The sequence below is a fragment of the Paracoccus rhizosphaerae genome, from assembly GCF_026162645.1.
Lineage (GTDB): Bacteria > Pseudomonadota > Alphaproteobacteria > Rhodobacterales > Rhodobacteraceae > Paracoccus > Paracoccus rhizosphaerae.
In genome coordinates, this window is the sequence record NZ_JAOTBE010000044.1 from 1 (window position 1) to 20,061 (window position 20,061).

The following is a 20,061-nucleotide window of genomic DNA, read 5'->3' on the forward strand; positions in this document are numbered from 1 at the left end:
ACGCCCCAAGGACTGGCGGTGTATTGCAACTCGGTATGACAGGTGCCTAAAAGACATACCTATCGGCTATCGCATTGTCCGCGACAGTCTTATTCTGGCTGTGGAACTCAATGAGCCTAGACTAACGCGTAGCGATGGATGAGGAGGATCAGAAGGCAGTCCGGTGAACTGTTTTCCGTCGAGTGGCAGTCCTTCAGGCGCCCGAAAGCTTCGCGATGTGGTATTGAATCCGTTAGAGGCGCTTGTTATGTCTCGTCGGCTTCTTGGCTCTCTTTCCGGGATTGGATGCAGGGACGAATACCACGGCCCCTAAGGCCATTGCGCGACCAATCGGCATCCTACACCTTGTCGCCCCAAGGCACTTGGCTGACGGTAGATTGTATAAAAGCACGAGGGGCCACGGCTGTCAGACATTTGGCCCGGCGAGAGAAAGAAGTCCAGCGGCCGGCCCTTGCCGTCGCTGAGCATGTGCAATTTGGAGTTCAGCCCGCCTTTCGTGCGTCCGATCGCCCGCGGACGATACCTTTTTTCGCAGGCTTGCTCCGGTGCGATGCGCTTTAGGAATGTGCTATCGATCATCAGCGTATCACCTTGGCCCCTGGCTGCGCCAGTTCCTGAAACATCATCGCGAAGATGCCCATCCGGGACCAGCGGGCGAACCGGTTGATGCCGCTTAACACCGCGCAATCGGCGGATCGAGCGCGCCCTCGCACCTTGGAAAGGTAGGGCTGCACAGGTCGCGTCTGCTCCGCGCTCAGCCAGAAGTATCCTTATTGTTCTGGTTCATGACCAGCATAAACCAGAAAAGTACGCTGACATGCAGATAAGATTTACGGGGATTGACCCTAGACATGCAGAGGTGACGGAATGAAGAAAGACGTTCCACGCAACGATGAAGGACTGTCCCGGGACGATAGGAGGCGTCTTCAGGGGAAACCGGAGCGCGCAGAAGCGCCGGCGGCAAGTACACGCGGCATCGGTCCGCCTCACGGAACATGACCAGCAAACGCGGCAGCATCAGGCAGGCGCTTGTGCCGGCCGATTCTGAGGGACCTTGGGTCATGTGCGAGGCAGCAAGGAGGTGGCATGCCGCCCGCGCGCGACCCGGCCTCTATACCAGCAACATCGGCTGAAAATCGAAGCAACTGTGGGCTGCCCGGCGTTGAGGCTCAACGACATGTGCGCGAGGTCTTGGAGTGCGGTATCGACGGTCAGGCTCAGGACCTGTCGTGGCCGCACCGCCTCATTTGAAACCGCACTGCCCGATCCCCGGCGGGAGGATCGTCGCACATCCCGGCCACCAGACGCCGGAGCCGCAGAACTAGGCCAGAAGGCGCGGGTCGGGGCCCATGTCGAGACCGGGGAAGACCGCGCGTTCCAGCCGGTCGCGGGGGATCCCGAACTTGCCGTGCATCGCCCAGGCCGCATAGGCCCTGATGTCTCGGGTGGGCATCAGGTCGCGCCCGGCATAGAGGTCGCCGTCGCTGAGGCCCGGCCAACCGCCCAGCACCCGCCCGCCGCGCACGGCGCCGCCGACGACCAGCATCGCACCACCCGTGCCGTGGTCCGTCCCGGCCGAGCCGTTTTCCCGGGCGGTGCGGCCGAATTCGGTCATCGCCATTAATGTTGTGTGGTCCCAGTTGCGGCCAAGCTCGGACCGCAGGGTCAGGATCGTCTCGGCCAGGCGCGCCAGCGGGCGGTGCAGCACGCCCGCCTGCCCCGCATGGGTGTCCCAACCCGGCAGGGAAAAGGTTGCGATCCGCGTTTCTTTGTTCAGGCGGTCGGCGGCGAAGCGGGCAAGCTCCAGATGCTCGGGCTCGGGGTTCTTGCCCGGCTGCGGCGGCGACAGGCTGGCGACGATCTCCAGCGCCTGCGCGCTGGCGTCGCGGAACAGCGGGTCGTCGTAATAGATCCGCGACAGAAGCCATTCGGCCTGCGGGCTGAGGTTCAGGACCGCGTCCGGGCTCCAGCTCTTCGCGGGCGCCGGACCGCGAAGGATGCGCATCCGCTCGGCGCCGACGGAATAGGCGGTCTCGGACGCCTGCCCGGGCATCAGCTGCAGCAGGCGGTTCAGCCAGCCATCCTGCTGGTCGGCCGGGTCTAGGTCGGTGCCGGTCCCGGCCTCGAGCATGTTCTGCCCGTCGAAATGGCTGCGCTTGTCGCGATAGGGGGTCGAGACGGCCGGTGCGAACGTCATCTGGCCGGCCTGCCACAGCGGCAGCAGCGCAGCGAGGCCGGGATGAAGCCCGAAGAACCCGTCCAGGTCGGTCGCCCCGTGATCCGGCCCCAGCGACAGCGTGCTGCGCAGCGCCCGCAGGTCGGGGTCGCCATAGGGTTGGAACGCGTCGATCCCGTCCATCGCGCCGCGAAGGATGATCACGACCAGCCGGTTGTCGCCCGGCGCGCTGGCGAAAGCGGCGCTTGACAGCAGCGGATGCGCTGCGGCCGAGCAGCCGGCCATGGCCGAGGCTTGAAGGAACAGGCGGCGGCTCAGCATGGCGTCATCTCCGGTTGAAGTCCGCCGAGGCCAGGACCAGCGCGACGCCCTCGGCCCGGCTTTCCGCGCGTGGCACGGCCCAGGCCACCGCCTCGGACGCCGTGGTGCCGAGGGCATTGTCCATCAGCTCGCGCGGGTCCGGCAGGTCGCCCGCAAGACCCGCGGCGTGGGTCAGCGCCCAGTTGATGCGCATGGCGATCCCCTGTGGGCTGCCCCACACCTCGGCGGCCTCGGGCCAGCCGTCGGGGCCGTCTGGCGCACCCCAGGGCTGGCCCATCACGGCCATCGGGTGCAGCAGTCGCCCGTTCAGATCGCGCGGCTTCAGCGCGGCGACCTGCTGGCCGCTCAGGCCCAGGGCGCGAAGACCGGCGACCAGGAACTCGAACGGCTGGCGCAGCTTCTGGCGGAAGTGCCGTTCCAGCTCGGGTGCGCTGGCCAGCGCAAGGTTCATCGCCGCCAGATCGCCCCGCGTGTCGGTAAAGACGCCGGCCAGGCGGTCGACCAGTCCCTGCGGAGGATCGTCGGCCACGAAATGCACCGCCATCTTCCGCGCGATGTGCCGGCCCGTCGCCTCGTGCGTCGCCAGATCCTCGATGACGGCGCGGATGTCGGCAAGGTTGCCGGTCGCCTTGTGGCTGCCATAGCTGTGCCCCAGCACATCCTCGGGGCCCGGTTCGGCCAGCTTGGGCTGAAAGACGCCCGGCCGGTTCGGGCGATAGCTGAGGCCGGTCAAAAGCGCGGCCAGTTCCTCGACATCGCGCTGCGTATAATCGGCCCCGACGCCCAGGCTGTGCAGCTCGATCATCTCACGGGCCAGGTTCTCGTTCAGGCCCCCTGCCCGCGCTGGATTGCGCCGCGCCGCCACCGAGTTCGGACCCACCGATCGCCCCTGGTCCAGATAGCGCAGCATCGCGGGATGGGCCTCGGCCGCGAACATCATGTCGGCAAAGCGGCCCGCCAGGTGCGGCCGGATCGCGTCCTGCACAAGCGACGCCATCATCAGGTCAAGATAGAGCGTCCCGCCCGTGACCGTGAAATGGTCCGCCCAGAACCAGACCAGCCGTTCGCCAAAGCCCGAGGGGTCGTCGACCCCCCGCGCGAAGCGGGTCAGGACCTCGCTTTGGCTGATTGTGCGAAGAAGCCTGCGGTGGTCGCGGTTGGCCCTGACAGCGCCCTCGCCGCCCTTGCGCGCGGCCTGGGTCAGGCGGGTGCCGGTCGTCTGCCATTCGCGCAGGCGCGCCAGCGTGATGCCGTTGGGGTCGGGCGCGGCCCGCGCGACCGACGCTGCGACGGCGACCGGGTCGCCCGGCGGCACCTGCCCCGGCGCCAGACCGAATCCAAGCCTGATCGCGGCCAATTGGTCATAGGGTATCGGCATGCGTCCCCGTGGCATGTCTGCGTGGCAGCATCATGCACGGGGCCGCGGGCCTTGTCAGGTCACTCTTTCGGCAACGCGCGCAGGCGCAGTTCGCGCATCTGCTCGTTCGTGGGCTCGGAGGGGGCGCCCATCATCAGGTCCTCGGCGCGCTGGTTCATCGGGAACATGATGACCTCGCGGATGTTCTGCTCGTCCGCCAGCAGCATCACGATGCGGTCGATGCCGGCTGCGCAGCCACCATGCGGGGGGGCGCCATAGCGGAAGGCCTTGACCATGCCGCCGAACCGCTTCTCGACCTCGGAGGCCGGATAGCCGGCGATCTCGAAGGCCTTGAACATGATCTCGGGCTTGTGGTTGCGGATCGCGCCGCTGATCAGTTCATAGCCGTTGCAGGCCAGGTCGTACTGGTATCCCAGCACCTTCAGCGGGTCACCCTCCAGCGCCTCCATCCCGCCCTGCGGCATCGAGAACGGGTTGTGGCTGAAGTCGATCTTGCCCTCGTCAGTCTTCTCGTACATCGGGAAGTCGACGATCCAGGCGAACCTGAACTGGTTCTCGTCGATCAGGCCCAGCTCTCGGCCGATCTCGGTCCGCGCGCGACCCGCGACGGCCTCGAACTGGTCAGGACGGCCGCCCAGGAAGAAGGCCGCGTCGCCCTCGGCCAAGCCCAGCTGTTGGCGGATCGCCTCGGTCTTTTCGGGGCCCAGGGCCTTGGCAATGGGTCCTGCGGCCTCGGTCGTTCCGTCCTCGGCCTTCCGCCAGAAGATATAGCCCATGCCGGGCAGACCCTGCTGTTGGGCGAAGGCGTTCACGCGGTCGGCGAACTTGCGGCTGCCGCCGGTCGGCGCGGGGATGGCGCGGACTTCGGTTCCGTCCTGCTCCAGAAGCTTGGCGAAGATGCCGAAGCCCGAACCGCGGAAATGCTCGCTGACAACCTGCATCTCGATCGGGTTGCGCAGGTCGGGCTTGTCGGTGCCGTATTTCAAGAGGCTTTCGGCATAGGGGATCAGCGGCCAGTCGGTATCGACCCGGCGGCCACCGCCGAATTCCTCGAAGAGGCCCTGGATCACCGGCTGGATCGCGGCGAAGACGTCTTCCTGCCGGACGAAGGACATCTCGAGGTCCAGCTGGTAGAAGTCGGTGGGACTGCGGTCGGCGCGCGGGTCCTCGTCGCGGAAGCAGGGGGCGATCTGGAAATACTTGTCGAAGCCCGCGACCATGATCAGCTGCTTGAACTGCTGGGGCGCCTGCGGCAGGGCATAGAACTTGCCCGGATGAAGGCGCGAGGGTACCAGAAAGTCGCGCGCCCCTTCGGGAGACGAGGCCGTGATGATCGGCGTCTGGAACTCGGTAAAGCCCCGGTCCCACATGCGGTTGCGGATCGAGCGGATCACCTGGCTCCGCAGCATGATGTTGTTGTGCAGGCTGTCGCGGCGCAGGTCCAGGAAGCGATAGGCCAGGCGCGTTTCCTCGGGGTAATCCTGATCTCCGAAGACCGGCAGGGGCAGTTCGTCCGCGGGGCCCAACACCTCGATCTCGGTCGCATAGACCTCGATCTCGCCCGTGGGCAGCTTGGGGTTGACCAGCGAGGCGTCGCGCAGCTTGACGCGGCCGTCGATGCGGATCACGGTTTCGGCCCGCAGCTTGTCCATCGTGGCGAAGGCCGGGCTGTCGCTGTCGGCCAGCACCTGCGTCATGCCGTAATGGTCGCGCAGGTCGACGAACAGCACGCCCCCGTGGTCGCGAACGCGGTGCACCCAGCCCGACAGGCGGACGGTTTCACCGGCATTGGCGGCTTTCAGATCGCCGCAGGTATGGCTGCGATAGGCGTGCATGATCAGTCCCCATTTGTTCAGCCCCCGCACAAAGCGCGGGACGGGCGGGAAGTCAACCTCTCAAGGGGGCGCTCAGAAGGGACGCACCACGTTGCCGGTATAGAAATAGACGCCCATGCCCACGGTGAAGAGGACGTTGCCAGCAACGGCATGCAGCAGCCAGGCCGACGGCAGACCGTGGCGCAGATAGGCGCGCGCGAAGATCAGCCCGCCGACGAAGGTCATGATCGCGACGATCCAGGACCAGTACATCAGGTGGGCGAAGGCGAAGATCGCGGCGTTGAGGACGATGGCCGCCTGCCCCTGCGGCAGGATCGCGCCGTAGCGATGGAAGAACAGCGGCCGGAAGATCAGTTCCTGCGGCAGGGCTGACAGAAGCGGGTAGAATCCCCAGATGACGGGCAGGAACTCGGGGCGGTTGCGCAGCAGGGAAAACAGATCCTCGGGGGCAGCAAAGGCAAGGATCACGACGCCCGACACAAGCGTCGCCAGCGCGATGCCCAAGACCTCGACCCAGGGGATCCGGCTCCAGCCGCGTACGAGGTTGCGCCAGCGGAAGCCGCCCGTGAACCACAGCAGGGCCAGCCCCGCGACGCTGAAGAGGGCCAGGGCGGTAAACAGCTCTCCAGGCGGCAGGAACAGGGCGATGGCCAGGGGCGCCCCGATATAGAGCGTCCCGAACTCGACCCGCAGCCACCGGTGAGAGGTTACCGTACCAGACGTCTCTGCAACCATCCTGCCCAATCCGCTGCGGAACCGGCGAAGGCGTTCAGGTCGGTGTCGCCCTGGATGCCGGGGACGATCCCGGTGCCGGTATATTGCCAGAAGGCCCAACGCTGACCCGGATAGGTCCGGCTGGGATGATCCGCGACAGAGCGCAGCCAGAATTCGGCGTTCAGGCGACCCATCTGGTTCTCGCGGTAGAAATCGACGGTCGTGTAGATGATCGGGCGCTGGCCATAGTGCCGGCCGACCAGTTGCAGGAAGACCTCGGCCTCTCGCAGGACCTCGGCGGCCGGGGGCCGGCGGGGACAGTTGCGCGAATTGGACCACTCCATGTCCAGCACCGGCGGCAGGGATCCTGCCTCACGCGGGACGTTGCGGATGTACCAATAGGCATTCTCAGCCCCCGACCGGCAGAAGTAATAGAAGTGATAGGCGCCCCGCGGGATGCGGGCCTGCGCGGCCTCGTACCAGTAGCGGCGGAAGTTCGGGTCCGAGTGGTCGCCGCCCTCGGTCGCCTTGATGAAGGCGAAACTGATCCCGGCGCTCCGCACGCGGTTCCAGTCGATGTCGCCCTGCCAGCGCGAGATGTCGATGCCGTGGACAGCGTGGCCGTAGGGGGCGCCGTTCGTCCAGGTATGCGGCTTGCGGTCGCCCAGTTGGGGATTGGCCCCAGGACCTGGGGCCGCCTGATATCCGCCATAGCCGCCGGGCCCGCGCGGCGGTGTCCGCGCGCAAGACACCGCAAGACCCATCACTGCCAGCGCCAGCAGCAACCTGACCAAAACCTTCATCCCTGCCCCGTCCTTCCAGTCCCGTGTTGTCACCGGATGCGCGTTCCGCGTCCTTGGGCGACCTTATCTCAAAGGCGTGAAGGAATGTCATCGGATCTGACTGGTCACGGTTACGTCAGCGGGCCGGGGCGGCCCACGGCGGGATCAATTGGCAGGCGCGGCTTCCGGCAGTACCTCATCGACCGGGCCTTCGGGCGAGCCGGGCTCGAACGGCGTTGCACCGGCGGGCAAATCTTCTGCGCCCACAGGTCCCGGATTGGCGGCGGCAGGGGTTTCGGCATCGGATGTCACGGGATCGCCCTCACCCAAGGTCGTTCCCTCCGCGTCGGTGACCGGTAGATCGCCCGGCGGTTCGGTCATGACGATGCCGTCGTCGACCTCGTCTGCGCCAGGCGTGAAGATCAGGAACGCCACCAGCGCGACGGCCAGCGCCACGATGATGGCGATGATCGCGGGTTTGTGGCGGGGGGCGGCGCGTTCGGGTTCGTGATTGTGGGACATGGTGTACCTCGGAGGTGGTTCAGGGCAAAAACGTGGGCCAGGTCGCGTTAGTTCCGGCCGGCGATGCCCTGCACGTGATGCAACCCCCTGACCGTAAAAGGCTTGGCAACAGGCGTCCCGGTCTGTCATGCAACGGCTGCGGGTCGTGCCCGCACCGACCGCCGAACGTCACTGATCAGGATCAACGCATGGACGCCCCCTCCACCCCGCAAGCCCGCCAGCCCCAAGGTTTGCAGGCCGAGAGGCCCCGGCGCGCCGACCGCGCCTTTGTCACGCTGGTCAGCAATCCCGACTATCTTCCCGGCGCCGAGGCCCTGCTGAGGTCGCTGCGGCTGACCGGCACCCCGGCGGATCTGGTGGTGATGCATCGCGGTTTGGCACCCGACCACCTGGACCGGCTGCGACAGCTTGACGCGCGGCTGATCGGGGCGGACCTTCTGCCGACCTCGCAAGAATTCGACCGGGCCCATGCGCGCGACGCCCTGCATGCGCGGGCGGCCTTCACCCGTGGGGGAAAACCCGACTTCCACACGCCCCTGGACAATTTCGTCAAGTTGCGGCTGTGGCAGCTGGACTATGACCGCTGCGTCTTCATCGACGCCGACGCCATCGTCCTTCGGCCGGTGGACAAGCTGTTCGACATGCCCGAGTTCTGCGCCGCGCCGAATGTCTATGACGGGCTGGACGGGTTCCATCGCATGAACTCGGGCGTCTTCACGGCCCGGCCGGATCTGGCGACTTTCGACGCGATGCTGGCGCATCTGGACCGGCCCGGCATCTTCTGGCGGCGCACCGACCAGTCCTTCCTGCAGGACTTCTTCCCGGACTGGCACGGCCTGTCGGTCAACCACAACCTGCTGCAATACGTCTGGTACAAGATGCCGGAGCTGTGGAGCTGGAACGACATCCGCATTCTGCACTTCCAGTACGAAAAGCCATGGCAGGACCATGACAAGACCGACCGCCTGCGCCCGCTGATCGAGCTGTGGCGCACCATCGCCGCGGGCCGCCCCGTGCCGGACCTGTCGTCGCTGCCCGGACCTGCCAGCTGATGCGGGTGGCGCTGACCGGCGCCAGCGGCATCGTCGGCGGCTTCGTCCGGGCGGCGCTGCTGCGGGCGGGGCACCGCGTCACGCCGCTGGACCGGGCGCATGGCTGGCAGCTGGGCCAGCCAGCGCCGCTAAAGCGCCACGACGCGCTGATCCATTGCGCCTTCGCCCATGCCCCTGGCCGCTATCGCGGTGGCGAGGGCGACGACCCGCCGGGCTTCGTGCGCGCCAACCTCGACGGCACCCGCAGCCTTTTCGACCAGGCGGCGGATCAGGGGGTGGGGCGCATCCTCTTCCTGTCGTCGCGCGCGGTCCATGACGGCTATCCCGCCGGCACCCGTCTGGCCGACGGCCTGCCACCCGCGCCCACCAGCCTCTACGGAGAGGTCAAGGCCCAGGCCGAGGCCCACTTGGCCGCACTGAGGCCGCACGGCCTCGCCACCTGCGCCCTGCGCGCGACAGGCGTCTATGGACCGGGGCCCGCGAACAAGTGGCGGGGCCTCTTTGCGGATCACATCGCCGGGCGTCCCGTCGAACCCCGCGTCGCGACCGAGGTTCACGCGGACGACCTGGCCCGCGCGCTGGTCCTTCTGCTGGACCATCCCGCGCCGCCGCCGTCGCTGAACTGCAGCGACCTCATCCTTGACCGGCACGACCTGCTGGCCCTGGTCGACAGCCCGCATCCGCCGCCGCCCCGCGCCGACCCCTCGGGCCTGCGGGTGCCGGATTGCAGCGGCCTGATGCTGGCCGGCTGGCGCCCCGGCGGGATGGCGCTTCTGCGGTCGACGGTGCCCGCAATGCTGGACGCGGCCGCCGATCTGTGATGGGCTTCCGGGCAAGCAGCCCCCGTTCGTCACATGTCCGATCCCACCCCCCGCGCGCCCGGCAAGGGCACCCTCGGCCGCATGCGCCACGGGCTGCGCCTGATGCGCCAGCGCGGCCCCGACCAGGTGCAGTTCTGGCTGCTGGCGCTGGTCATCGGCATCGCGGCAGGTTTCGCCGCCCTGGGCTTCCGGCTTGGCATTGCGGCGCTGCAGCGCGCGATCTATGGCGCCGATGACGTGACGCTGGCAAGTGCCGCAGGCGATCTGCCGTGGTTATGGGTGATGACGGTCCCGGTCGCGGGCGGGCTGGCCGTTGGCTTGATCCTCGACCGCCTCACGCCTGACGGCCGCGTCCGCGCCGTGTCCGACGTGATCGAGGGCGCGGCGCTGGACGGCGGCCGGGTCGAGACGCGCGAGGGGCTTGCTTCCGCCGCGGCATCGCTGATCACGCTTGGCACCGGCGGCAGTTCCGGCCGAGAGGGGCCGGTCGTGCATCTGGCGGGCGTCGTCTCCACCTTCGTGGCCCGCCGCCTCGACCTCGGCCCCGTCGCCGGGCGCGAGTTGCTGGGCTGCGCCGTGGCCGGCGCCGTCGCCGCCAGCTTCAACGCACCCATCGCCGGCGCACTTTTCGCGCACGAGGTCGTGCTGCGCCACTTCGCCGTCCACGCCTTCGGGCCCATCGCCATCGCCGCCGTCGCTGGCACCGTGATCAACCGCCTGCAGTTCGGCGGCCTGACCGAATTCACGCTGCCATCGACCCTGGACCTGGCCTTCTATGTCGAGCTGCCGGCCTTCATGGCGCTCGGCCTCGTCTCGGCCCTCGTTGCGGCGGCGCTGATGGGCGCGATCTTCCGCGCGGACAATATTGGCAATAGCGTCGTGGCGCGCCTTGGTTGGCCCCGCTACCTGCGGCCCGCGATGGCGGGGCTGGCGCTCGGCATCATCGCGATCCCCTTCCCGCACATCATCGGCGTGGGCTACCAGACCACTGCCGCCGCCCTGTCGGGCCAGATCGGTTTCGCGCAGGCGATCCTGCTGGCGGTTGTCAAGGCGCTGGCGGTGGCGATCACCCTCGGCGGGCGGATGGGCGGCGGCGTCTTCTCTCCCGCGCTGGTCATGGGGTCGCTGACCGGGCTGGCCTTCGGGATCGTCGCGACGGCCTTGGTGCCGCAATATTCAGGCAGCGTGAACGTCTATGCCTTTGCCGGCATGGGCGCGGTCGGCGCGGCCGTCCTCGGCGCCCCCATTTCGACCGCGCTGATCGTGTTCGAGATGACGGGCGACTGGCAGACCGGCATTGCGGTGATGACGTCGGTCTCGCTCAGTTCGGCGCTGGCATCGCGGCTGGTCAAGCGGTCCTTCTTTCTGACGCAGCTTGAACGCCGGGGCATCCACATGGCCGAGGGGCCGCAGGTCTGGCTGCCCCGCCAGCTGAGGATCACGCCGGTGATACGCCCCCTCGATGCGCCCGGCGCACCCGCTCCCGACCTCGTCCGGAACCTTGCCGAGGCCGGAACGACACTTGCGCACACCTCGACCCTGGCCGAGGCGCTCCGCGCCTTCGAGGATGGCAGCGCCGCCTTCCTGCCGGTGGTGGGGCCTCCGGACGCCCAGGGTCAGTGTCCGATCATCGGTACCCTCTACCACATCGACGCCCTGCGCACGCTCAACCGTGCACTTGTCGAGACAGCGGCCGAGGAGCACGGCTGATCGGCCCTGCATTGGTCCGCAAATATCCCGGGGGTCCGGGGGCTGGCCCCCGGCGCTGCCGCTCAGGCGCGGCGCATCGCCGCCATCCCCAGAACCCGCGCGCGCTTGCGCGGATCGCTGTCGAACAGCGCCGCCAGCTGTTCCGTGATCGCGCCCGCCAGCTGCTCGGCATCGGTGATCGTGACCGCGCGTTCATAATACCGCGTGACGTCATGACCGATGCCGATTGCCAGCAGTTCCACGGCGCGGCGCTTTTCGACCATGGCGATCACGTCGCGAAGATGCCGTTCCAGGAAATTCGCCGGGTTCACCGACAGCGTCGAATCATCGACCGGCGCGCCGTCCGAGATCACCATCAGGATCTTGCGCGCCTCGGCCCGCCGAGCCAAGCGCTTGTGCGCCCATTCAAGCGCCTCGCCGTCGATGTTTTCCTTCAGCAGCCCTTCCTTCATCATCAGCCCCAGGTTCGGGCGCACGCGCCGCCAGGGCGCGTCGGCGGGCTTGTAGATGATGTGGCGCAGATCGTTCAGGCGGCCTGGCTGCGCGGGGCGCCCGGCGGCCAGCCAGGCCTCGCGCGACTGCCCGCCCTTCCAGGCGCGGGTGGTGAAGCCCAGGATCTCGACCTTGACGTTGCACCGCTCCAGCGTGCGCGCCAGCACGTCGGCGCAGATGGCTGCGATGCTGATCGGCCGCCCGCGCATCGAGCCCGAGTTGTCGATCAGCAGCGTCACCACCGTGTCGCGGAATTCGGTGTCCTTCTCGACCTTGAAGGACAGGGGCGTCGTCGGGTTGGCCACGACGCGCGCCAGACGGCCGGCGTCCAGAACGCCCTCCTCCTTGTCGAACTCCCAGCTGCGGTTCTGCTGCGCCTGCAGGCGGCGCTGCAGCTTGTTGGCCAGACGGCTGACGGCGCCGCGCAGGGGCTCCAGCTGCTTGTCGAGATAGGTACGCAGGCGCTCCAGCTCGGCGGGGTCGGCCAGATCCTCGGCGCGGATCTCCTCGTCCCAGGTCTGGGCGAAGACCTTGTAGTCGGGGCTGGCCTCGCTGACGGGCGGCGGCTGGTCCGGGGGCGTCTCGGTGTCGGGCATCTCGGCCTCGTCACCCATCTCGTCCTCCGAGGCGTCGTCCATGGTGACCTGGGCCTGGCGCTCGTCCTGGGTCTGCTCTTGGCTGCGCTCGGGACTGGCCTCGCTATCCTCGCTCTCGTCCTGGTCGCGGGACTGGTTGTCGCCGGCCTCCTCCTCCTGCTCGGCGTTTTCGTCGGCGTCGTCCTCCTCGGGCTCGTCGGGGTCCTCGCCCAGCTGGTCGCCATAGCCCAGTTCGGTGATGATCCGCCGTGACAGGCGCGCGAATTCGGCCTGATCGGCCAGCGCGGCATTCACATCCGCCAGCGCCCCCGCGGCCTGGCTTTCGACGAAGGGCCGCCACAGGTCGGCCACGTGCTGGGCGCCCGGCGGCAGGGCCCGCCCCGTCGCCGCCTGCCGCAGGATGTATCCCGCCGCAACCGAGAGGGGCGCGTCAGAGGCCGCCTTGATCTGCGCATAGCCCTTCTTGTCGGCCTCGGCGCCGATCTTGACGTCGATATTGGACAGCGCGCCCGGCATGTCGCGCGCCCCCAACGCCTCGCAGCGCGCCGTCTCCATCGCCTCGTAAAGCTCCCTGGCCATCGGACCCGCGGGCGCATAGCGCGCGTGCAGGCCCGCGTCGTGATGCCGCATCCGCATCGCCAGCGCGTCGGCGGTGCCGCGTGCCAGCAGAACCTCGTCACGGCCCATGCGGCGGCTGATCTGCGGCAGGCGCATCGTGTCGCCAGCAACCCCGGCGGGATCGGCGCTGAAGGTCACGTTCAGCTCTCGTTCGTCGGCCAGGGCGCGCGTGGCCTCGCCAAGGGCCTTCTTGAACGGATCGGCGGGGTTGTCGGACTTTTTCATGCTCCACATAGAACACCACCCGGCGCGCCAGACAAGAGGGGGCCGCCGCTGGCGCAGGGCGGCTGTGCGCGGATGCGCAGGCGGAAACTGAACCGCAGCAAAGGGGCGCGTGTTAATCCGGTCGCACCGCATTCCTTTGTCCGAGGTTCACATGCCCAATCCCCGCATCGCCGTGATCATCAGTTCGACCCGCCAGGTACGCTTCGCCGACAAGCCCACCCAGTGGCTGATGTCGCAGGCCGAAGGCCACCCGGACCTCGACTTCGAGCTTCTGGACCTGCGCGAACAGGACCTGCCCTTCTTCGACGAGGCCGCGTCGAACCTGTGGGTCGAATCGCAGGACCCGCGCGCGGTCGCGTGGCAACAGAAGCTGGCAGGCTTTGACGGGTTCCTGTTCGTGGTCGCCGAATACAACCACTCGATCACCGGCGCGCTGAAGAACGCGCTGGACCAGGCCTACAAGGAATGGAACCGCAAGCCGATGGCGGCGCTGGCCTATGGCAGCATGGGCGGCGCCCGCGCACTGGAACAGCTGCGCCTGATCGCGGTCGAGCTTCAGATGGTGCCGCTGCGCAACGCCATCCACATCGGCGCGGCCGACTTTTTCAAGGTCTCGCCCCTGGGCGAGGACGCCCCCATGTCCGAGATCGAGGGTCACCTGAAAGGCTCGCTGAAGGCGACGCTGGAAGAGCTGACCTTCTGGGCCAACCTTCTGAAGGACGCGCCGAAGGGGTGATCCTAGCGGCGCAATCCGAGACGTCTTCCGGTAATTCGCCTCTGGCCAATGATCGAAGGCCAGAGGCGTCGGTTATAGCGTGGCGAGGGCCGAGCCGCCGAGAATAAGCCACATCATCGGCGAGGTCAGCAGGCCAATGATCGACGACACGAGTCCAATCACCGCCCAGACCGTCTGCTGGCGACGGAAGGCAAAGAAGCTGAACAACAGGCCGAGCGGCGCAAAGATCGGCGCGAGGAATACAAGGCTGATCACGCCGAACAAAACAGCGAAAATTCCCGCGACGGGGGTCGGAGCGGCGGCCGGTGCGGCCGGAGGCGTGAGTTGAGAATCGCTCATGAAAATACTCCTGTGAGGTAACACAGGTCACACTAGCCTCGTGCAGTCGTGACGACTACGCCATTGGTTGCATTCTAAGCTTTTGCGGCCGCCGCGGCGCTTTCCGGCAGTTCCTCGTCGAACAGGCGCTGATAGAACTCGGCTACGACCTGGCGCTCCAGCTCGTCGCACTTGTTCAGGAATGTCAGGCGGAAGGCATAGCCCACGTTGTCGAAGATCCGGGCGTTCTGCGCCCAGGAAATCACCGTGCGCGGCGACATGACCGTCGACAGGTCGCCCTGCATGAAGGCGGTGCGCGTCAGGTCGGCCAGCGTCACCATCTGCCCGATGGTCTTTCGGCCCTTTTCGGTGTTGTAGTGCGGCACCTTGGCCAGGACGATGGCCGCCTCGGCGTCGTGGGACAGATAGTTCAGCGTGGCGACCAGCGACCAGCGGTCCATCTGGCCCTGGTTGATCTGCTGCGTGCCGTGATAGAGGCCCGTCGTGTCCCCAAGGCCCACCGTGTTGGCGGTGGCGAACAGGCGGAAGAACGGGTTCGGGGAAATCACCTCGTTCTGGTCCAACAGGGTCAGTTTGCCCTCGGCCTCCAGCACGCGCTGGATCACGAACATCACGTCGGCGCGGCCGGCGTCATATTCGTCGAAGACGATGGCGGTCGGGTTCCTCAGCGCCCAGGGCAGGATGCCTTCGTGGAAGACCGTGACTTGCTTGCCGTCGACCAGCTTGATCGCGTCCTTGCCGATCAGGTCGATCCGGCTGACATGGCTGTCCAGGTTCACCCGCACGCAGGGCCAGTTCAGCCGCGCGGCCACCTGCTCGATATGGGTGGACTTGCCGGTGCCGTGATAGCCTTGGATCATCACGCGGCGGTTATAGGCAAAGCCCGCCAGGATCGCCATCGTGGTGTCAGGGTCGAACTTGTAGGTGCTGTCGATGACGGGCACGCGCTCGGTGCGTTCGGCGAAGCCCTTCACCTTCATGTCGCTGTCCAGACCGAACACCTCGCGCAGGTCGATCTCTTCCGTGGGTTTGGCGTTCATGTCCAGCATCGGTCCGGCCCTTTCCAGCTTATCGGCGCATTGTTCGCGCATTCGCGGGACAGGCGCAAGGCGCGGCCGCGTTGACGCCCGAAGACGGGCTTTCTAAGGTGGCGCGAACCGACATCAAGGACGTCCTGCCCGTGACCGATGCACGCCGAACCGAGCTTGAAGGCCTGATCGCGCGCGTGGCCCTGGGCGACCGGGCGGCCTTCGATGCGCTCTATGACGCGACCTCGGCCAAGCTGCACGCGATCTGCCTGTCGGTCCTCAAGGACCGCCCCGAGGCCGAGGAGACCCTGCAGGAGGTCTATATCCGCATCTGGCAGGGGGCCGCCCGCTATGCCTCGAATGGGCTGTCGCCGATGACCTGGCTGATCACGATCGCGCGCAACCGCGCCATCGACCGGCTGCGGGCGCGGGCTTCGCGGCCGGTGACGGCGCCCGAGGATGCGGCAGCCGCCGTCCCCTCGGATGAGCCCAGCCCCGAATCGGCGACGATCATGGCGCAGGAACGGCGGATGCTGCACGAATGCCTGGCGCAGCTGGCCGGACCGCAGGCCGGGGCCGTGCGGGCGGTCTATCTGGAGGGCGTGACTTATGCCGACCTGGCCGAGCGGGAAGGCCTGCCGATCAACACCGTCCGCAGCTGGTTGCGCCGAAGCCTGCTGCGCCTGAAGGACTGTGTTACCCAATGAACGACGAGGTCCAACTGACGCCCTTGGAGGAGGACGAGGCCCTTGCCGCGGAACTGGCGCTCGGGCTTCTGGAGGGGGCCGAGGCGCAGGCGGCGGTCGACCGGCTGTCCACCGATCCCGCCTTTGCGCAGGCTGTCCGCGACTGGCAGGAACGGCTGGCCGGCCTGGCCGACCGCCTGACCCCGGTGATGGCCCCGGCCCGCGCCCGCCAGGGCATCCGCCAGCGGCTGGGGCACGCCCTGCCCCCGCTGGAGAACGACCCGCTGGAACGGGCGCCCTGGTGGCGCCGCCCGATCGGCGCATTGTCCGGCCTGCTGGCCGTGGCCGCCGTCGCCGCGTTCCTGTGGCTGCCGGGGCAGGACGCGCCTTCGGCCCCGCGATACGGCGCCGAACTGGTCGCGCAGGACACCGACCTGCGCGTCGACGCACGCATCGAGGGCCGAGAGATGCGGCTGGCGCTGCAAAGCGGTCCCGCCGCCGAGGGGCGCGACTGGGAGGTCTGGTGGATCGGTGGCGACGGCGCCGCAGTCTCGCTGGGGGTGATGCCTCGCAACGGAGAGATGCGGATGACCCTGCCCGAAGGGATGGCCCCCTCGTCCCAGGTCAGCATCGCCCTGTCGGACGAGCCCGAGGGCGGATCTCCCACCGGCCAGGCGACGGGGCCGGTGGTCGCGGTGGCCGATCTCACGCGGTTGTGAAAGCCTGATCCGGCGGCTGGCGCGCAACTCTTGCGCCTTTTGCCCGTGTCTGTGGGCAGAGGGCGCCAGACGCCCCAGGCAACCCGGAGGAGTATCATGAACACCAGCATCACCAAGCTCGGCGCCGGCCTTGTCGCCGCGACGATGGCCCTGTCCGTCCCCGCCTTTGCCCAGAACACCATGGTCGGAGGAGCAGAGATGCTTCCCGAGCGCAACATCGTCGAGAATGCCGCGAACTCGGCCGACCACACCACGCTGGTCGCCGCCGTGCAGGCCGCGGGCCTTGCCGAGACGCTCTCGGGTCCCGGTCCGTTCACTGTCTTCGCGCCAACCGACGCGGCTTTCGCCAAGCTGCCCGAAGGCACGGTCGAGGACCTGCTCATGCCCGAGAACCTGCAGACGCTGCAGACCATCCTCACCTGCCACGTGGTCCCGACCGAGGCGTTCTCGCCCGCCGTCGGGCAGATGGTGCAGCAGGGCGGCGGCACCGCTGCGCTCGAGACCGTCGGCGGATGCACGCTGACGGCGTCGATCGACCCCACGACCAACGCCCTTCAGATCACCGACGAGAATGGCAACGTCGCCACCGTCAACATTCCCGACGTGGATCAGTCGAACGGCGTGATCCACGTCATCGATACCGTGCTTCTGCCGGCGTCGTAAGCTTGCGACAGGCAGGGGGCTGCCTGTTCCCCCGATAGGGCAGCCTGTGGCCCGCGCAGCAATGCGCGGGCCGTCGTGTGTCCAATCCCTGATTTTCCGGCGAACCCGCTTGCCATGAGCGCGTTTCGAGGTGCTGATGGGCGGGAAGCCCCACGGGCACCGGAACCAGTCGGAGGACGATGATGAGCGGCCTGATCGCGCTTTTGGACGACGTGGCCACCATTTCAAAGGTGGCAGCGGCATCGATCGACGACGTGGCGGGCCAGGCCGCCAAGGCCGGGGCCAAGGCTGCGGGCGCGGTCATCGACGACGCGGCGGTCACGCCGAAATACGTCCATGGCTTCAATGCCGACCGTGAACTGCCCATCGTCTGGAAGATCGCCCGCGGGTCCATCTTCAACAAGCTGGTGATCCTGCTGCCGGTCGCGCTGCTGCTGTCGGCCTTTGCGCCCTGGCTAATCTCTCCTCTGCTGATGCTGGGGGGTGCCTACCTGTGCTACGAAGGCGCGCACAAGGTGGCGCATCTTTTCCACCACACAGACGCCCATGACAGCGAAAAGCACACGCACCCTGAAACCGACGGCGCCTCGCTCGAGGAGGAGCGCGTCGCCGGCGCGATCAAGACCGACTTCATCCTTTCGGCCGAGATCATGACCATCGCCCTGTCGACGATCCCCGTGCAGGACGGCCTTCTGATGAAGGCCGTGATCCTGGCGCTGGTGGCGGTCGCGATCACCGTGGCGGTCTATGGCGCGGTGGCGGTGATCGTGAAGGCCGACGACGTGGGTGTCCACTTGGCCACGCAGCGCCAGGGCGCCATCGCGGCGCTTGGCCGGGGCATCGTCCACGTGATGCCGCGCCTGTTGACGGTGCTGACGGTGGTGGGCACCGCTGCGATGATCTGGGTCGGCGGCCAGATCATCGTCCACGGCCTGCACGAACTGGGCTGGCACGCCCCTTACGAGACGATCCACCACCTGGCCGAGGCTGCCGTCGAAGCTGTTCCCTTCGCTCCGGGTCTGGTCGCCTGGGTCGCGACGGCCTTCTTTGACGGGCTGGTCGGACTGGCCCTGGGGCTGATCCTGCTGCCCATCGTGACGCGTGTCCTGAACCCGCTTCTGCAGGCCACGGTCCTGCCCCTGATCGCCCGCCTGAAGGGCGCAAAGGCCACCTAGCGTCATTGTTGACCGCTTGGTCAAACGCTGTCACAGTTCCTTCACAATTCTGTTGCGCGCCTGTCACCCATCGCCGCTAGGCGAGGTGCATTCAGTGCAACTCCATTGGGAGGAAACGAAAAATGATCCGTAAATGCTCCGCATCCGCGGTGGCGCTTCTGGCGTCGCTCGGGTCGGCTCAGGCCGAGACGACCATCGAATGGTGGCACGCCATGGGCGGCGAACTGGGCGCCAAGCTTGAGGAAATCGTCCAGGGCTTCAACGACAGCCAGGACCAGTACGCGGTCCAGCCGTCCTACAAGGGCACCTATCCCGAAACGATGACTGCCGCGATCGCCGCCTTCCGTGCCAACCAGCAGCCGACCATTGTGCAGGTCTTCGAGGTCGGCACCGGCACGATGATGGCCGCCGAGGGCGCCATCGTCCCTGTCCACCAGCTGATGGAGGAGCATGGCGAGGGCTTCGATCCGTCCGCCTTCCTGCCGCAGGTCGTGGGCTATTACACCGATCCCGAAGGCAACATGCTGTCGATGCCGTTCAACAGCTCGACCCCGATCCTCTACTACAACAAGGACGTCTTCGAAGCCGCCGGCCTCGACCCCGAACAGCCCCCCAAGACCTGGGCCGAGGTCGAGGAGTTCAGCAAGAAGATCATGGAATCTGACGCCGCCAGCTGCGGCTTCACCACCGGCTGGATCAGCTGGATCCAGACCGAGAACCTGTCGGCCTGGCACAACCAGCCCATCGGCACCCAGCAGAACGGCTTCGGCGGTCTCGACGCGCGCCTGTCGTTGAACGGACCCGTTCAGGTCAAGCACTGGGAGAACCTTAAGCGGTGGGCCGACGAGGGCATCTTCAAGTATGGCGGCCCGGTGGGCGGCGACAACGCGCCCCCGCTGTTCTATTCGCAGGACTGCGCGATGATCATGAACAGCTCGGCCAGCCGCGCGGGCGTCATCGCCAACGCGACCGACTTCGAGGTCGGCTATGGCATGCTGCCCTATTACGACGATGTCGAGGGTGCGCCGCAGAACTCGATCATCGGCGGCGCGACGCTGTGGGTCCTGTCGGGCAAGTCGGACGAGGAATATGCCGCCGCCGCGGCCTTCTTCGACTATCTCTCGTCGCCCGAGGTGCAGGCCGATTGGGCGTCCTTCTCGGGCTATCTGCCGATCACCGGCGCGGCGCGCGACCAGATGGCCGACTTCTATGCCGAGAACCCCGGCGCGGATACCGGCATCAACCAGATCACCCTGAACGAGCCGACCGAGAACTCGAAGGGTCTGCGTTTTGGCAACTATGTCCAGATCCGCGGCATCATCGACGAGGAATTCGAGCAGCTGATGTCAGGCGACAAGGACGCCCAGGGCGCGCTGGACAGCGTGGTCGAACGCGGCAACGCGCTGCTGGAAGAGTTCCAGGCCCAGAACCAGTAACCGCTGGCACTTCTCGACGGGGGCCGCGCCTGACGCG

18 protein-coding genes and 1 pseudogene are annotated in these 20,061 nt (G+C 67.3%); 9 read left to right on the forward strand and 10 right to left on the reverse strand.

Going from position 1 to position 20,061, the window contains the following annotated elements:
• Positions 1-235: 235 nt before the first annotated feature.
• The 7 genes and pseudogenes from OC184_RS20505 to OC184_RS14075 form a co-directional block, all read right to left on the reverse strand.
• Positions 236-758: pseudogene (locus OC184_RS20505) on the reverse strand (IS5/IS1182 family transposase); the annotation flags it as partial.
• A gap of 563 nt (positions 759-1,321) precedes the next feature.
• Entirely contained in the window at positions 1,322-2,497 is a 1,176-nt protein-coding gene (locus OC184_RS14050) for a DUF1501 domain-containing protein (RefSeq protein WP_265507814.1), read from the reverse strand.
• Between the two features lie 4 nt (positions 2,498-2,501).
• On the reverse strand, positions 2,502-3,875 hold the full coding sequence (locus OC184_RS14055; RefSeq protein ID WP_265507815.1) for a DUF1800 domain-containing protein: 1,374 nt from the start codon (positions 3,873-3,875) through the stop codon (positions 2,502-2,504).
• Between the two features lie 59 nt (positions 3,876-3,934).
• Positions 3,935-5,710, reverse strand: a complete 1,776-nt coding sequence (gene aspS / locus OC184_RS14060) for an aspartate--tRNA ligase (RefSeq protein ID WP_265507816.1) — start codon at positions 5,708-5,710, stop codon at positions 3,935-3,937.
• A 72-nt stretch (positions 5,711-5,782) separates the two neighbouring features.
• Positions 5,783-6,445 (reverse strand): CPBP family intramembrane glutamic endopeptidase, encoded by a 663-nt coding sequence (locus OC184_RS14065; RefSeq protein WP_265507817.1) that lies wholly within the window; start codon positions 6,443-6,445, stop codon positions 5,783-5,785.
• Complete coding sequence (locus OC184_RS14070; protein ID WP_265507818.1) at positions 6,418-7,227, reverse strand: glycoside hydrolase family 25 protein; 810 nt, start codon at positions 7,225-7,227, stop codon at positions 6,418-6,420. Before OC184_RS14070 ends, OC184_RS14065 begins: the two co-directional genes overlap by 28 nt.
• Positions 7,228-7,371: 144 nt before the next feature.
• The gene (locus tag OC184_RS14075) at positions 7,372-7,728 is read right to left on the reverse strand and encodes a hypothetical protein (RefSeq protein WP_265507819.1); all 357 of its coding nucleotides are present in this window, start codon (positions 7,726-7,728) and stop codon (positions 7,372-7,374) included.
• A gap of 188 nt (positions 7,729-7,916) precedes the next feature.
• Between OC184_RS14075 and OC184_RS14080 the strand changes: the two genes are divergently transcribed.
• From OC184_RS14080 to OC184_RS14090, 3 genes are read left to right on the forward strand one after another with little or no spacing between them, the layout of a single operon-like run.
• Complete coding sequence (locus tag OC184_RS14080; protein WP_265507820.1) at positions 7,917-8,780, forward strand: glycosyltransferase; 864 nt, start codon at positions 7,917-7,919, stop codon at positions 8,778-8,780.
• Complete coding sequence (locus OC184_RS14085) at positions 8,780-9,601, forward strand: NAD-dependent epimerase/dehydratase family protein (protein ID WP_265507838.1); 822 nt, start codon at positions 8,780-8,782, stop codon at positions 9,599-9,601. Before OC184_RS14080 ends, OC184_RS14085 begins: the two co-directional genes overlap by 1 nt.
• Before the next feature lie 33 nt (positions 9,602-9,634).
• Positions 9,635-11,311, forward strand: coding sequence for a chloride channel protein (locus OC184_RS14090; RefSeq protein ID WP_378925641.1), 1,677 nt, complete (start codon positions 9,635-9,637; stop codon positions 11,309-11,311).
• Positions 11,312-11,373: 62 nt separating this feature from the next.
• On the opposite strand, the gene cobT is transcribed toward OC184_RS14090, so the two are convergent.
• Positions 11,374-13,242 (reverse strand): cobaltochelatase subunit CobT, encoded by a 1,869-nt coding sequence (cobT, locus tag OC184_RS14095; RefSeq protein ID WP_265507821.1) that lies wholly within the window; start codon positions 13,240-13,242, stop codon positions 11,374-11,376.
• Between the two features lie 151 nt (positions 13,243-13,393).
• Between cobT and OC184_RS14100 the strand changes: the two genes are divergently transcribed.
• Positions 13,394-13,978, forward strand: a complete 585-nt coding sequence (locus tag OC184_RS14100) for an NADPH-dependent FMN reductase (RefSeq protein WP_265507822.1) — start codon at positions 13,394-13,396, stop codon at positions 13,976-13,978.
• A 72-nt stretch (positions 13,979-14,050) separates the two neighbouring features.
• Here the strand turns inward: OC184_RS14100 and OC184_RS14105 are convergent, their stop codons facing one another.
• Positions 14,051-14,317, reverse strand: a complete 267-nt coding sequence (locus OC184_RS14105; protein ID WP_265507823.1) for a hypothetical protein — start codon at positions 14,315-14,317, stop codon at positions 14,051-14,053.
• 74 nt (positions 14,318-14,391) lie between these two features.
• Positions 14,392-15,366 (reverse strand): cobaltochelatase subunit CobS, encoded by a 975-nt coding sequence (gene cobS, locus OC184_RS14110; protein ID WP_265507824.1) that lies wholly within the window; start codon positions 15,364-15,366, stop codon positions 14,392-14,394.
• A gap of 71 nt (positions 15,367-15,437) precedes the next feature.
• Between cobS and OC184_RS14115 the strand changes: the two genes are divergently transcribed.
• The 5 genes from OC184_RS14115 to ugpB all read left to right on the forward strand — a co-directional run bounded on the left by OC184_RS14115 (position 15,438) and on the right by ugpB (position 20,024).
• Complete coding sequence (locus tag OC184_RS14115; protein WP_322630207.1) at positions 15,438-16,052, forward strand: sigma-70 family RNA polymerase sigma factor; 615 nt, start codon at positions 15,438-15,440, stop codon at positions 16,050-16,052.
• Positions 16,049-16,750: an anti-sigma factor gene (locus OC184_RS14120; RefSeq protein ID WP_265507825.1), complete on the forward strand. Its 702-nt coding sequence runs from the start codon at positions 16,049-16,051 to the stop codon at positions 16,748-16,750. The genes OC184_RS14115 and OC184_RS14120 overlap by 4 nt, the downstream gene beginning before the upstream one ends.
• A gap of 96 nt (positions 16,751-16,846) precedes the next feature.
• The gene (locus tag OC184_RS14125; protein WP_378925648.1) at positions 16,847-17,413 is read left to right on the forward strand and encodes a fasciclin domain-containing protein; all 567 of its coding nucleotides are present in this window, start codon (positions 16,847-16,849) and stop codon (positions 17,411-17,413) included.
• Positions 17,414-17,595: 182 nt separating this feature from the next.
• On the forward strand, positions 17,596-18,588 hold the full coding sequence (locus tag OC184_RS14130; RefSeq protein WP_265507826.1) for a DUF808 domain-containing protein: 993 nt from the start codon (positions 17,596-17,598) through the stop codon (positions 18,586-18,588).
• A gap of 122 nt (positions 18,589-18,710) precedes the next feature.
• Positions 18,711-20,024: a sn-glycerol-3-phosphate ABC transporter substrate-binding protein UgpB gene (ugpB, locus tag OC184_RS14135; RefSeq protein WP_265507827.1), complete on the forward strand. Its 1,314-nt coding sequence runs from the start codon at positions 18,711-18,713 to the stop codon at positions 20,022-20,024.
• Positions 20,025-20,061: the final 37 nt, after the last annotated feature.

What these genes read in the sequence shown, in the direction of transcription:
- aspS (WP_265507816.1), bottom strand. Translation starts at nt 5,710, where the DNA reads ATGCACGCCTATCGCAGCCATACCTGCGGCGATCTGAAAGCCGCCAAT.
- OC184_RS14080 (WP_265507820.1), top strand. Translation starts at nt 7,917, where the DNA reads ATGGACGCCCCCTCCACCCCGCAAGCCCGCCAGCCCCAAGGTTTGCAG.
- OC184_RS14070 (WP_265507818.1), bottom strand. Translation starts at nt 7,227, where the DNA reads ATGAAGGTTTTGGTCAGGTTGCTGCTGGCGCTGGCAGTGATGGGTCTT.
- OC184_RS14085 (WP_265507838.1), top strand. Translation starts at nt 8,780, where the DNA reads ATGCGGGTGGCGCTGACCGGCGCCAGCGGCATCGTCGGCGGCTTCGTC.
- OC184_RS14105 (WP_265507823.1), bottom strand. Translation starts at nt 14,317, where the DNA reads ATGAGCGATTCTCAACTCACGCCTCCGGCCGCACCGGCCGCCGCTCCG.
- ugpB (WP_265507827.1), top strand. Translation starts at nt 18,711, where the DNA reads ATGATCCGTAAATGCTCCGCATCCGCGGTGGCGCTTCTGGCGTCGCTC.
- cobS (WP_265507824.1), bottom strand. Translation starts at nt 15,366, where the DNA reads ATGCTGGACATGAACGCCAAACCCACGGAAGAGATCGACCTGCGCGAG.
- OC184_RS14120 (WP_265507825.1), top strand. Translation starts at nt 16,049, where the DNA reads ATGAACGACGAGGTCCAACTGACGCCCTTGGAGGAGGACGAGGCCCTT.
- OC184_RS14050 (WP_265507814.1), bottom strand. Translation starts at nt 2,497, where the DNA reads ATGCTGAGCCGCCGCCTGTTCCTTCAAGCCTCGGCCATGGCCGGCTGC.
- OC184_RS14065 (WP_265507817.1), bottom strand. Translation starts at nt 6,445, where the DNA reads ATGGTTGCAGAGACGTCTGGTACGGTAACCTCTCACCGGTGGCTGCGG.
- OC184_RS14055 (WP_265507815.1), bottom strand. Translation starts at nt 3,875, where the DNA reads ATGCCGATACCCTATGACCAATTGGCCGCGATCAGGCTTGGATTCGGT.
- cobT (WP_265507821.1), bottom strand. Translation starts at nt 13,242, where the DNA reads ATGAAAAAGTCCGACAACCCCGCCGATCCGTTCAAGAAGGCCCTTGGC.
- OC184_RS14125 (WP_378925648.1), top strand. Translation starts at nt 16,847, where the DNA reads ATGAACACCAGCATCACCAAGCTCGGCGCCGGCCTTGTCGCCGCGACG.
- OC184_RS14075 (WP_265507819.1), bottom strand. Translation starts at nt 7,728, where the DNA reads ATGTCCCACAATCACGAACCCGAACGCGCCGCCCCCCGCCACAAACCC.
- OC184_RS14090 (WP_378925641.1), top strand. Translation starts at nt 9,635, where the DNA reads ATGTCCGATCCCACCCCCCGCGCGCCCGGCAAGGGCACCCTCGGCCGC.
- OC184_RS14100 (WP_265507822.1), top strand. Translation starts at nt 13,394, where the DNA reads ATGCCCAATCCCCGCATCGCCGTGATCATCAGTTCGACCCGCCAGGTA.
- OC184_RS14130 (WP_265507826.1), top strand. Translation starts at nt 17,596, where the DNA reads ATGAGCGGCCTGATCGCGCTTTTGGACGACGTGGCCACCATTTCAAAG.